Source organism: Streptomyces sp. NPDC059718, assembly GCF_042733315.1.
Classification (GTDB): Bacteria; Actinomycetota; Actinomycetes; order Streptomycetales; family Streptomycetaceae; genus Actinacidiphila.
Genome location: NZ_JBHWGA010000046.1, coordinates 23,876 through 35,479, shown reverse-complemented (window position 1 = coordinate 35,479; position 11,604 = coordinate 23,876). Strand labels below are relative to the sequence as shown.

Below are 11,604 nucleotides of genomic sequence, written 5' to 3'. Positions count from 1 at the left end.
TGTTGGTGAGGTCGCTGGCCAGCAGGGCGAGCAGGCCGAGGGCCACGGTGGCCGCGCTCGCCACGATCGCCCCGGCCGAGCGGCGCAGCGCGGCGCGCATCGCCGCGAACCGGTCGCCGCGGACCGCGAGTTCCTCCCGGAAGCGGGCGGCGAGCAGCAGGGCGTAGTCGGTGGCCGCGCCGATGACGAGGATCGACAGGATGCCCTGGACCTGGCCGTCGACCCGGACGACGCCGTGGTCGGCCAGCAGGTACACCACCCCGCAGGCCAGGCCGAGCGAGAAGACCGAGCCGACGATGATGACCAGGGGCAGCAGCAGCGCGCGGTAGACCAGCAGCAGGATCGCCAGCACGACGCCGAGCGCGGTGAACAGCAGCAGTCCGTCGATGCCCGCGAAGGCCTCGCCCAGGTCGGCCTGTGAGGCCGCGGGCCCGGCGACATGGGCGGTGGTCCCCGCGACCCGGGCCGCGGTGTCCTGGATCCGGCCGACGGCGTCCCCGACGTCCCGTCCGAGGTCGGGGCGGAGCTGCACGACGCCCTGCAGGGCCCTGCCGTCGTCGGAGCGCAGCGCGGGGGAGGGGCGCCCGGTGACCCCCTCGGTGCCGGCGAGCGAGGCCAGCGCCGCCGTGGCGGACTGCTGCTGGGCGTCGGTCACGCGGCCGCGGTCGGCGGTCCAGACGACGATCGCCGGTACGGTCCCGTTCCGGCTGAAGGCCGTCCGTTCGGTGACGGCCTTCGTCGACTCGGCGCTGCGCGGCAGGAAGGCCGCCTGGTCGTTGGTGGAGACCTCGCCGAGCCTGCCCGCGTAGGGGCCGAGGGTGCCCCCGACGCCCAGCCAGGCGACCAGCATCACCACGGGCAGCAGCCATCGGACGGCGCGCGGCAGGGATGTCATCGCTCTCTCCCGTGGGATGCGGAACGGGGGACTGCCCCCGTGCGGAAGGATGTATCTCAGCTGTTGAGTATCTTAATCATCGAGATTATTTACGATGGAGGGGTGCCCGACAACTTCCAGGACGAGTCCCCGACCGGGCTGCAGGCCTTCGCCGTGCAGCTGCGCAGGATGAACAGCGAGTTCAACCGCATCGCGCAGGACTTCGCGCAGAGCCAGAAGCTGCACCACACCGACGTGCAGGCGCTGGTCGCGATCCTGGACGGCGACGGCCACGGCGGGGCCATGACCCCCGGTCTGCTGCGCGAACGCCTCAATCTGACCTCCGGTGCCGTCACCGCCTGCCTGGACCGGCTGGAACGCGCCGGCCACGTCCGCCGCACCCGCGACGCCGCCGACCGCCGCGTGGTCCATCTGCACTACGCCCCGCGGGGGATGGAGGTGGCGCGGGAGTTCTTCCGCCCGCTCGCCCGGGGCACCGACGCGGCGCGCGCCCGCTTCACCGAGGACGAACTCGTCGTCGTGATGCGCTTCCTGGCCGCGATGAACGACGAGCTGACCGCCCTGCGGGCCCCCGTCCCGGACTGAGTCCGCGTCCGTCACCGCCCCGCGCGGCCCTTTGCTACGGCCCTGCCGCGCCCGCCCGGGCCGCGGCGGCTATGTTGCGCGCCATGCCGCCGAAGACCACGGAGTGGAACGGCGAGACGCTCCACCAGTACGCGTGCCCCGCCAGCCCGCGCGGATGGAACAGCGCGCGCTGCCCGTAGACGGTGCGCCCGCTACGGTCCCGTCCGGACGTCAGCTCCAGCCAGGCCAGGCCCGGCAGCCGCATCTCGGCGCGCAACCGCAGCAGCCGGCCCGGCTCGATCTCCTCCACCCGCCAGAAGTCCAGCGAGTCGCCCGCCCGCAGGTGCGTCGCGTCCCGGCGGCCCCGGCGCAGCCCGACCCCGCCCACGAAGCGGTCGAGCCAGCCACGTACGGCCCAGGCCAGCGGGAAGGAGTACCAGCCGTTGTCGCCGCCGATGCCCTCGATGACCCGCCACAGCGCCTCGGGCGAGGCGTCCACGATCCGCGTCCGGCGGTCGGTGTAGAGGGAGCCGCCCGCCCAGTCCGGATCCGTCGGCAGCGGGTCGCTCGGCGCACCGGGCACGGAGGCCGAGGACCAGCGGGTGACCACGTTCGCCTCGCGGATGCGCTGCAGCGCCAGCCGCAGCGCCGCCTCGACGCCGATCATGCCCTCGGGCGGGTCCGGCACCCACGTGGCGATGTCGCGGTCGTGGCAGACCACCTCGTGCCGCAGCGACTCCGTCAGGGGCCGCGCGATGCCCGCCGGCACCGGGGTCACCAGCCCCACCCAGTGGCTCGACAGCCGCGGCGTCAGCACCGGCACCGGCACGATCAGCCGGTGCGGCAGCCCCGCCACCTCGGCGTACTCCAGCATCATGGCGCGGTAGGTGAGCACGTCCGGGCCGCCGATGTCGAAGGCGCGGCTCACCTCGGGCGGCAGCGTGGCGCAGCCCACGAGGTAGCGCAGCACGTCCCGTACGGCGATCGGCTGGATCCGGGTGCCCACCCAGCGCGGGGTGACCATCACCGGCAGCCGTTCGGTGAGGTAGCGCAGCATCTCGAAGGAGGCCGAGCCGGAGCCGATGATCACCGCCGCCCGCAGCGCCGCCGTCGGCACTCCGGAGGCGAGCAGCACCCGGCCCACCTCGGCGCGTGAGCGCAGGTGCGGCGACAGCTCCCGTTCGGGCACCCCGGCGGGGGTCAGACCGCCCAGGTACACGATCCGCCGCACGCCCGCGGCCTTCGCCCGGGACCCGAAGACCTCCGCGGCCTCCCGGTCGGTCCGCTCGAAGTCCCGTCCGCTGCCCAGGGCGTGGACGAGGTAGTACGCGACGTCCACGCCCTCCATGGCCGCCCGCACCGAGTCGGGGTCGGTGACGTCGCCCCGGACGACCTCCACCTCGCCCGACCACGGGTGGTCGCGCAGCTTGCCGGGCGTACGGGCCAGGCAGCGCACCCGGTGCCCGGCCTCCAGCAGTTCGGGGACGAGCCGGCCGCCGATGTAGCCGGTCGCGCCCGTCACCAGGCAGGTGAGGCTCATCGCGGGCTCCCGGCGTCGCGGGCGAAGGGGCCGGCCGCCGGCTCGGGCGGCAGCAGGGTGCGCAGCAGCGCCGCCAGTGCCGTCAGCGCGGCCGTGATCAGGAGCGGCAGGAGGGGCAGAAGCGGCGCCCCGGCGTGGCGCGGGGCCGGCGCGGTGCCCGGCGGCCCCGGGACCGGCCGGGCGTCCGTTCGCAGGCGCAGGCTCATCGCGCTCCCTCCGTTCCCGGGGCGGTCAGCGCGCCCGCCACCTCCGGCGGCAGCGGACGCAGCCGCAGCAGCCCGGCGACCAGGCGTGCCGTCAGGGCGTGCCAGGTCCCGGCACCGCGCAGCATCGCGTGGTCGCCGCCCGGCACCACCAGGTGGCAGGTCTGGGCGCCCGCCGCCCGCGCCCGGTCCGCCAGGGTCAGCGAGCCGGCCGGATCGGTGATCCGGTCCCGGTCGCCGTGCAGCAGCACCAGACGGCGCCCCGCCAGATGCCCCACCGGCTCGTCCTCGGGACACCACGGTGCCAGCCCCACGACCGCGCCCACCAGCGGATGCCCGGCCACGCGCAGCGCCGCCCGGCCGCCCATCGAGTGCCCCACCAGCACCACGGGCACCTCCCCGGCGCGTTGCCGCAGTGCCTCCAGCGCCCGCAGGGCGTCCCGCGCCGCGTCCTCCCGCTCGCCGTTCCAGCCGCGGTGCCGGTAGCGGACCCCGGCCAGCGCCACCGCGTGCCCGGCGGTGGCCCGGCCGATCGCGCGGACGAAGGGACGCATCCGGGCCCCCGGCAGATTCCACGGCGGGGGCGGTTCCAGGCCCTCCGCACGGCCGCCGTGCAGCACCAGGACGGCGGCACGCGGCCGCTGGGGCAGCACGTACGGGACCAGCGCCGGACGCGGCGTACCGCCGCCCGCTTCGTCACCGTACGTCATCGGATCGCCCCTCTCGTGCGCTCTCCGTCATTATCGGCCGCCCTCCGTGACGACGCCCGTCACGTGCGTCCACCCATGGATTCGCGGCCGCCCGCCCGGCGGATTGCCGCACCGACCAATCCCTTCCGCCGCGGGCTCCGAACCACCAGCAGGGAGAGGACCGCGACGAAGGGACGGGACGTGACCGAAGCAAGGCGAAGGGTGGCCGTCGTGGGCAGCGGCGTCGCCGGGCTCACCGCCGCCTACCTGCTGCAACGGCACTGCGACGTGTCGCTGTTCGAGGCCGACGACCGGCTCGGCGGGCACGCCCACACACACGACGTACCCTCCTGCGACGGCCGGGTGACCGCCGTCGACACCGGCTTCATCGTCCACAACGAGCGCACCTACCCCACCCTGCTGCGGATCTTCGCCGAACTCGGCGTCCCCACGCAGGAGTCCGAGATGAGCATGTCCGTGCGCTGCGAGGGCTGCGGCCTGGAGTACGCGGGCGCGCGTGGCCCCTCGGGGATCTTCGCGCAACCGCGCAACGCGCTGCGCCCGGCCTATCTGCGTATGCTGGCCGAAGTGCCCCGATTCCACCGCCTGGCCCGGCGGCTGCTCGCGGAGGGCGGTTCCGACGACACCACCACGCTGGGGGAGTTCCTCGGCGCGGGGGAGTTCTCGGCGTACTTCACGGCCCACTTCACGACCCCGCTGGTGGCCTGCGTCTGGTCCTGTTCGCCGCGGACCGCGGCACACTACCCGGCGGTCTACCTCTTCCGGTTCCTCGACCACCACGGGATGCTCTCGGTGGGCGGCTCACCCACCTGGCGGACCGTCACCGGCGGATCACGCGTCTACGTCGAGCGCATCGTCAAACGGCTCACCGCGATCCGCACCGCCACCCCCGTCCGCGCCCTGCGCCGGCACGCCGACGGCGCCGACGTCGTCACCGACGACGGGGAGACCGAGACGTACGACGCGGTGGTCGTCGCCACCCACCCCGACCAGGCACTACGGCTGCTCGCCGACCCCACCGCGGAGGAGCGCCGGGTGCTCGGCGCCATCCCGTACTCCAGCAACCCGACGCTGCTGCACACCGACACCACGCTGCTGCCCCGCAGCCGCGGCGCCCGCGCCTCCTGGAACTACCTCATGCCCACCTGCGCCCCCGACCCCGGCGGGGTCCGCGTCAGCTACGACATGAACCGCCTCCAGCGGCTGGACACCCCCGAGCGCTACGTCGTCACCCTCGGCGACGAGGAACGCGTCGACCCCGCCCGGGTGCTCGCCCGCATGGTGTACGAACACCCCGTCTACACCGCCGCGTCGCTGGCCGCGCGACGGCGGCTGCCGGCCCTCGCGACCCCCGTCACCGCCTTCGCCGGGGCGTACCACGGCTGGGGCTTCCACGAGGACGGCTGCCGCTCCGGCGCCGAGGCCGCCCGCCACCTGGGGGCGCGATGGTGACCCCCGCGGACCTGCCGCCGCAGGTGCCCGCCCTGTACGAGTGCACGATCACCCACGTGCGCACCGATCCGCTGCGGCACGCCTTCACCCACCGCACCTACATGTGGCTGACCGACCCCGCCCGGCCGCCCCGGCTCCCCGCCGCGCTGCGCCCGCTCGCCCGCTTCGACCCCCGCGACCACTTCGGCGGCCGGCACCCGACCGTACGGGCCGCCCTCGACGCCTGGCTCGCCGCGCGGGGCGTCGACCTGCACGGGGGCCCGGTCCGGATGCTCAGCCACGCCCGGGTCCTCGGCCACGTGTTCAACCCGCTGACCCTGTACTGGTGCCACGACCCGGACGGCACCCTCGTGTGCGTGGTCGCCGAGGTCCACAACACCTACGGGGAACGGCACGCCTACCTGCTGCGCACCGACGGCCGCGACACCGCCCGCGTCGCCAAGGACTTCTACGTCTCCCCGTTCCTCCCCGTCGACGGCGGCTACCGCATGCGGCTGCCCGAGCCGCACCACCGGCTCCACCTCACCGTCCACCTGGAACGGCCCGGCGGCGGCTCCCCGTTCACCGCCACCGTGCGCGGCGAGCGGCGTCCGGCCACCGCGCCGGGCCTGCTGCGCGCCGCCGCCCGCCACCCCTGGTCCACGGCCGCGGTGTCGGCCGGCATCCGCCGGCACGGCATCCGGCTACTGCTGCGCGGACTGCCCGTGCAGCCCCGTCCCGTCCACGCGCCCCAGGAGGGTTTCGAGTGACCATGTCCACCACGTCCGTCCCCCTCTCCGCTTCCGCACCCGCCGCCGGCGTGGACCCCCGCCGCTGGCCGGACGTCGCCGCGCCGCCACGGTGCTCACGGCTGCGCGCCGCCGTCGCCGGTGCCGTGCTGCGACGCGCCCTGAGCGGGCTCCCGCTGCGCTGCCGGCTCGGCGACGGCGGCCCGGTCCTCGGCACGGGCGGTCCCACCGTGCTGATCGCCGACCCCGAGGCCTTCCACCGCCGCGTCGGCACCGGAGGACTCATCGGCTTCGGCGAGTCCTACATGGCCGGCGAATGGGACGCGCCGGACCTGCCGGCCGTCCTCACCGTGCTCGCCTCGCACGTCACCGAGCTCGTCCCCCGGCCGCTGCAGCGGTTGCGCGCCCTGTGGGCGCACCGGCAGCCCACCGAGCGGCGCAACACCCTCGACGGCGCCCGCGGCAACATCCACGCCCACTACGACCTGTCCAACGAGCTCTTCGCCCTCTTCCTCGACGAGACCCTCACCTACTCCTCGGCCGTCTTCCGCGGCTTCCCCGCCCGGCGCGCCCAGTTGGCCGCCGCACAGCACCGCAAGATCGACCGGCTGCTCGACCTGGCGGGCGTCGGCGAGGGCACCCGGCTGCTGGAGATCGGCACCGGCTGGGGGGAACTGGCCGTCCGCGCCGCCCGCCGCGGCGCCGAGGTCGTCTCCGTGACCCTCTCCGAGGAACAGCGCCGGCTCGCCACGGCCCGGATCGCCGCCGCGGGGCAGCAGGACCGGGCCACCGTCCGGCTGCGCGACTACCGGCAGGTGACCGGGAGCTACGACGCCATCGTCAGCGTCGAGATGATCGAGGCGGTCGGCGCCGAGTACTGGCCGGTGTACTTCACCGCCCTGGACCGGCTGCTCGCCCCCGGTGGCACGGTCGCGCTCCAGGCGATCACCATGCCCGACGAGCGCATGCTCGCCACCCGCGACACCCACACCTGGATGCAGAAGTACGTCTTCCCCGGCGGGCTCATCCCCTCCCTGGAGGCGATCGAGCGGACCCTCGACGAGCACACCGCGCTGCGCGTCACCTCCTGCGACGGCTTCGGGCCGCACTACGCCGAGACACTGCGGCTGTGGCGCGAGCGCTTCACCGAACGCGCCGCCGACGTCGCGGCCCTCGGCTTCGACGAGACCTTCCGCCGCATGTGGACCCTCTACCTCGCCTACTCCGAAGCCGGCTTCCGCTCCGGCTACCTCGACGTGTGCCAACTGCGCCTGACCCGGGGGGAGACCGCCAGGTGAAGGGCGCCGCGGACACCCTCGCCCCGCTGCTGGAGCAGTTCACCGGCGGCCCGCTGCCCGTGCGGCTGCGGGCCTGGGACGGCAGCACCGCCGGGCCGCGCGACGCCCCCGTGGTCGTCCTGCGCTCCCGGCGCGCGCTGCGAAGACTCCTGTGGCAGCCCGGCGAAATCGGCCTCGCCGAGGCGTACATCACCGGGGACATCGACGTGCGCGGCGACCTCACCGAAGGCCTGCGCGCCGTGTGGCACGCGGCACGCGACGGCGGGCTGCGCCCTCCCCGGCTCAGCGCGGCCGACCGGCTCCGCGCCGCCGGCGCAGCCGTACGGCTCGGCGCGGTCGGCCCCCGCCCGCCCGCCCCGCGCGGACGCGCCCGGCTGAACGGCACCCCGCACACCAGGGGCCGCGACCGGGCCGCCATCAGCCACCACTACGACCTGTCCAACGACTTCTACGAACTCCTCCTCGACCCTTCCATGGCCTACTCCTGCGGCTACTGGACCCGCCACGACGACCCGTCGTACGGCCTCGCCGACGCCCAGCGCGACAAGCTCGAACTCATCTGCCGCAAGCTGGACCTGCGCCCCGGCACGCGGCTGCTCGACATCGGCTGCGGCTGGGGCGCGCTCGCCCTGTACGCCGCGCGGACCCACCGCGCGCAGGTCCACGCGGTCACCCTCTCCCGCGCCCAGCGGGACTTCGTACGGGACCGGATCCGCGAACTCGGCCTGGAGCAGTACGTCACCGTCGAACTGCGCGACTACCGCGACCTGGAGGGCAGCGGCGGCTACGAGGCGGTCACCGCGATCGAGATGGGCGAGCACGTCGGCGACGAGCACTACCCGCGGTTCGCCGGCGCGATCCACCGCATGCTGCGCCCCCGGGGCAGGGCGCTGGTGCAGCAGATGTCCCGCGGCCGCGTCGCCCCCGGTGGCGGCGCCTTCATCGAGACGTACATCGCCCCCGACATGCACATGCGCCCGCTCGGCCGGACCGTGGCGCTGCTGGAGGACGCGGGCCTGGAAGTGCGGGCGGTGGAGTCCCTGCGCGAGCACTACGTCCACACGGTGCGGGCCTGGCTGGCCACCCTGGAGCGGCGCTGGTCCGACGTCGTCCTCCTGGCAGGCGAGGAGACCGCCCGCGTGTGGCGGCTGTACCTGGCGGGCGGGGCGCTGGCCTTCGCCGAACGCCGCATGGGCGTCGACCAGATCCTCGCCGTCCGGCCCGCGGCCGACGGCGCCGGCGGCACGGCCGGCACGCCCGCCGCCTGGTACGCGGGGTGGTGAGGCGGTGAACGGCTTCCCCTGGGGCGCGTTCGGGGTGGGCGTGGCGGTGGCGGCCGGGGCCGCGCTCGCCGTCATGCTCGCCACCTTCGCGTTCGCCCTGTCCCGCGGCAGGCACCGCTACGTCGACGTCGCCTGGGGCGTGGCCTTCACCGCGGTCGCCGGGTCCGCCTACGGCATGTCCGCCGGGCACGGCGACCCGGCCCGCCGCGCGCTGGTGCTCGCGCTGACCGCCGTGTGGGGCCTGCGGCTCGCCGTCCACATCGCCCACCGCGGCCGCGGCCACGGCGAGGACCCCCGCTACGAGGCCTTCCTGGCCAAGGCCCCCGGCAGCCGGGCCGCCTACGCCCTCCGTGCGGTGTACCTGCTGCAGGGCGCGCTCGTCCTGGTCGTCTCGCTGCCCGTCCAGGCCGCCTCGTACATCCCCGGGCCGCTCGGCCCGGCGGCCGCGGTCGGCGCGCTGCTCTGGCTCACCGGCCTGCTCTTCGAGGCCGTCGGCGACCACCAGCTGGCGCGGTTCAAGGCCGACCCGGCGCACCGGGGCCGCATCATGGACCGCGGCCTGTGGAGCTGGACCCGGCACCCCAACTACTTCGGCGACTTCTGCGTCTGGTGGGGGCTGTTCGCGCTGACCTGCGACGCCTGGCAGGCCGCCGCGGTGTCGGTCGTGTCCCCGCTGCTGATGTCGTACCTGCTGACCCGGGGCAGCGGGAAGGCCCTCCTGGAACGGCACATGGCGGACCGCCCCGGCTGGGCCGCCTACGCGTCGCGCACCAGCGGCTTCTTCCCCCGGCCCCCGCGCCGGCGCGCCGGCGTTCCGCCGGGGTGAGGGGGCGGGCGGGTGGGGTTGTCTGCGGCCCGCCGCGTGCTGGTGGGCGCGTGCGCCCCGGGGTGGGCGGCACGGGTGCCGACGCCCCGCCCCGGGTGGGCGCCCCGGGTGGGCGCCGCGGGCGGGCGTCGCGGGCGGGCCGGGACCGCTGCGGCGGGTCGCGCGCAGGACACCGGGGCCGGTCGATCGCCTTCGCCGCCGCCGCGGCCTTCGACCCGCGGGGCACGTGATGCGGTGCCGGCGCGCGGTTTCGTGTGGGCGGGTTGGGCGCCGCGTCGAGGCGGTCGGTGGGGGCGGCCCCCGGCAGGCGGGACTGCCCGGGTGCCGACGCCCCGGGTCGCCGCCGCGGCTCTCGGCCCGCGGGGCGGCTACTTGCCGCGGGCGCCGCGGAAGCGGGCGAGGGCCTCGTCGAGGTCGACGAGGGGGGCGGGGTAGTCCAGGGCGGCCCGCTCGTCCTCGGGGAGCCGCCAGGGGCGGTGCACGGCGCCGCCCCGCACCTCCGCCAGCTCCGGCACCCAGCGGCGCACGTAGGCGCCGTCCGGGTCGAACCGGCGGGCCTGCACCAGGGGGTTGAGCACCCGGTTCGGGCGGGTGTCGGTGCCGGTGCCGGCCACCCACTGCCAGTTCAGCTGGTTGTTGGCGATGTCGCCGTCCACCAGCAGCTCCAGGAAGTGCGCGGCGCCGATCCGCCAGTCCACGTACAGCGTCTTGGTCAGGAAGCTCGCGGCCAGCAGCCGCGCCCGGTTGTGCATCCAGCCCTCGTGCCGCAGCTGCCGCATCGCCGCGTCGATCAGCGGGTAGCCGGTACGGCCCTCGCGCCACGCGTCCGCCTCGGGTCCGTCACCGCGCCAGCGGTCACCGCGCGGCCGCAGGTCCCGGGAGGCGGCGTCGGGGCGGGCGGCGAGCACCTGGTGGTGGAACTCCCGCCATGCGACCTGTCGCACGAACGCGTCCGCGCCCGGTCCGCCGGCCTCGCGGGCGCCCCGGACCAGCTCGGTGGCCGACAGGCAGCCGAAGTGCAGGTACGGCGACAGACGCGAGGTGGCGTCGCCCGCGAGGTCGTCGTGGCGGTCCTCGTAGGCGGCGAGCCCCGAAGCCCGCCAGGCCCGCCAGCGCTCGCGGGCCTCGGTCTCCCCGCCCGCGGGCAGCCCGGGCGACGTGCCCCTGGGCGCCTCCGGGAGCGGCCGGGACGCCACGCCGTCCGGGACGCGGACCACGCGGGGCGCACCCAGCGGGTCGCGCAGATCCGCGGTCTCCCAGCGCCGGAAGTACGGCGTGAACACCCCGAAGCTGTCCTTGCCGGCCGGGGTCACCGCGCCGGGCGGCACCGCGGTCAGCACGGCGTCGTGCACCCGGAGTTCGCGGCCCGCCGCTGCCAGGGCCTCCCGCAGCCGCTCCTCGCGCCGCGCGGCGTACCGGCTCACCCCCGCGGCGACGTGCACCTGCCCGGCGCCGGTCTCCTCCGCGACCCGGCACGTCTCGCGCGCCACGTCCCCTTGGCGCAGCACCAGCCGCCCGCCGCGCTTGCGCAGCCGCTCGTCCAGGTCGGCGAGGCAGCCCGCGAGGAACGCGGCGCGGTTCGGGGCGGCGAAGCCCGCGGCCTCGATGGCCTCGTCGAGCACGAACAGGGGGACGACCTGCTCCGCGGAGTCGAGGGCGGCCCGCAGGACCGGGTTGTCGTGGAGCCGCAGATCGGCGGTGAACAGGCAGATCGACGTCGTCGTCACGTCCGGGGCACTCCTCCTGGCCGGCATTCGCGCCCGGCGAGCCTATGGCGCCGCCTCCCACCGCGGCGTGAGGCGCCCCGCTGTGCCCCGCGAGCGCCGGGCGTTGCCCGGGGAGCCACGCCCTCCCGGAGCGCCCCCACGGCGGCCGCGTGACCGTGCGTTGGGCCGGCCGGCCGCTGCGGGGTGTCCCGGGGTGCTCGGATCGTGGCCATGTCGTTCACCTTTCTGGTCCGGGGGAACCTGGGTGCCCTCAGGTGGAGTGGCCATGGGGGCGAGGGGCCGGACCGGTCCGGAAGTGCTCGCCTCCTGCGCGTCGTGGCGCGGGACGATGCCGCCGCCGGGCGTGGTCATGCCGAAGCGGGCGAACGCCGCGACGAG

General features: G+C 75.9%; 11 protein-coding genes. 6 read left to right on the top strand and 5 right to left on the bottom strand.

The features are described 5' to 3' along the window. Positions 1 to 895: MMPL family transporter (locus ACFV3E_RS36415; protein ID WP_500539194.1), on the bottom strand; the 895-nt coding region annotated here is incomplete at its 3' end. A gap of 138 nt (positions 896 to 1,033) precedes the next feature. Between ACFV3E_RS36415 and ACFV3E_RS36410 the strand changes: the two genes are divergently transcribed. Next, entirely contained in the window at positions 1,034 to 1,480 is a 447-nt protein-coding gene (locus ACFV3E_RS36410; protein WP_500372756.1) for a MarR family winged helix-turn-helix transcriptional regulator, read from the top strand. Between the two features lie 34 nt (positions 1,481 to 1,514). Here ACFV3E_RS36410 and ACFV3E_RS36405 read toward each other — a convergent pair whose 3' ends face one another. The 3 genes from ACFV3E_RS36405 to ACFV3E_RS36395 are packed head-to-tail and all read right to left on the bottom strand — an operon-like array spanning position 1,515 to position 3,912. After that, positions 1,515 to 2,999 carry an SDR family oxidoreductase gene (locus ACFV3E_RS36405; protein ID WP_500539192.1) on the bottom strand — a complete coding sequence of 495 codons (1,485 nt, stop codon included), beginning with the start codon at positions 2,997 to 2,999 and terminating at the stop codon, positions 1,515 to 1,517. Next, positions 2,996 to 3,205 carry a hypothetical protein gene (locus ACFV3E_RS36400; protein ID WP_500539190.1) on the bottom strand — a complete coding sequence of 70 codons (210 nt, stop codon included), beginning with the start codon at positions 3,203 to 3,205 and terminating at the stop codon, positions 2,996 to 2,998. The genes ACFV3E_RS36405 and ACFV3E_RS36400 overlap by 4 nt, the downstream gene beginning before the upstream one ends. Continuing rightward, on the bottom strand, positions 3,202 to 3,912 hold the full coding sequence (locus tag ACFV3E_RS36395; RefSeq protein ID WP_500539188.1) for a dienelactone hydrolase family protein: 711 nt from the start codon (positions 3,910 to 3,912) through the stop codon (positions 3,202 to 3,204). The genes ACFV3E_RS36400 and ACFV3E_RS36395 overlap by 4 nt, the downstream gene beginning before the upstream one ends. A gap of 180 nt (positions 3,913 to 4,092) precedes the next feature. On the opposite strand from ACFV3E_RS36395, the gene ACFV3E_RS36390 reads away from it, so the two are divergent. The 5 genes from ACFV3E_RS36390 to ACFV3E_RS36370 are packed head-to-tail and all read left to right on the top strand — an operon-like array spanning position 4,093 to position 9,499. Then, a complete protein-coding gene (locus tag ACFV3E_RS36390) occupies positions 4,093 to 5,364 on the top strand; it encodes an NAD(P)/FAD-dependent oxidoreductase (protein WP_500539186.1) in 1,272 nt (423 codons plus the stop codon). Further along, positions 5,358 to 6,113 carry a DUF1365 domain-containing protein gene (locus tag ACFV3E_RS36385; RefSeq protein WP_500539184.1) on the top strand — a complete coding sequence of 252 codons (756 nt, stop codon included), beginning with the start codon at positions 5,358 to 5,360 and terminating at the stop codon, positions 6,111 to 6,113. Before ACFV3E_RS36390 ends, ACFV3E_RS36385 begins: the two co-directional genes overlap by 7 nt. Positions 6,114 to 6,115: 2 nt before the next feature. Continuing rightward, on the top strand, positions 6,116 to 7,390 hold the full coding sequence (locus tag ACFV3E_RS36380) for a class I SAM-dependent methyltransferase (protein ID WP_500539182.1): 1,275 nt from the start codon (positions 6,116 to 6,118) through the stop codon (positions 7,388 to 7,390). After that, positions 7,387 to 8,673 (top strand): class I SAM-dependent methyltransferase, encoded by a 1,287-nt coding sequence (locus ACFV3E_RS36375; RefSeq protein ID WP_500539179.1) that lies wholly within the window; start codon positions 7,387 to 7,389, stop codon positions 8,671 to 8,673. The genes ACFV3E_RS36380 and ACFV3E_RS36375 overlap by 4 nt, the downstream gene beginning before the upstream one ends. A gap of 4 nt (positions 8,674 to 8,677) precedes the next feature. Beyond that, positions 8,678 to 9,499: a DUF1295 domain-containing protein gene (locus ACFV3E_RS36370; protein WP_500539177.1), complete on the top strand. Its 822-nt coding sequence runs from the start codon at positions 8,678 to 8,680 to the stop codon at positions 9,497 to 9,499. Between the two features lie 368 nt (positions 9,500 to 9,867). Here the strand turns inward: ACFV3E_RS36370 and ACFV3E_RS36365 are convergent, their stop codons facing one another. After that, positions 9,868 to 11,226 (bottom strand): cryptochrome/photolyase family protein, encoded by a 1,359-nt coding sequence (locus ACFV3E_RS36365; protein WP_500539175.1) that lies wholly within the window; start codon positions 11,224 to 11,226, stop codon positions 9,868 to 9,870. Between the last annotated feature and the right edge of the window lie 378 nt (positions 11,227 to 11,604).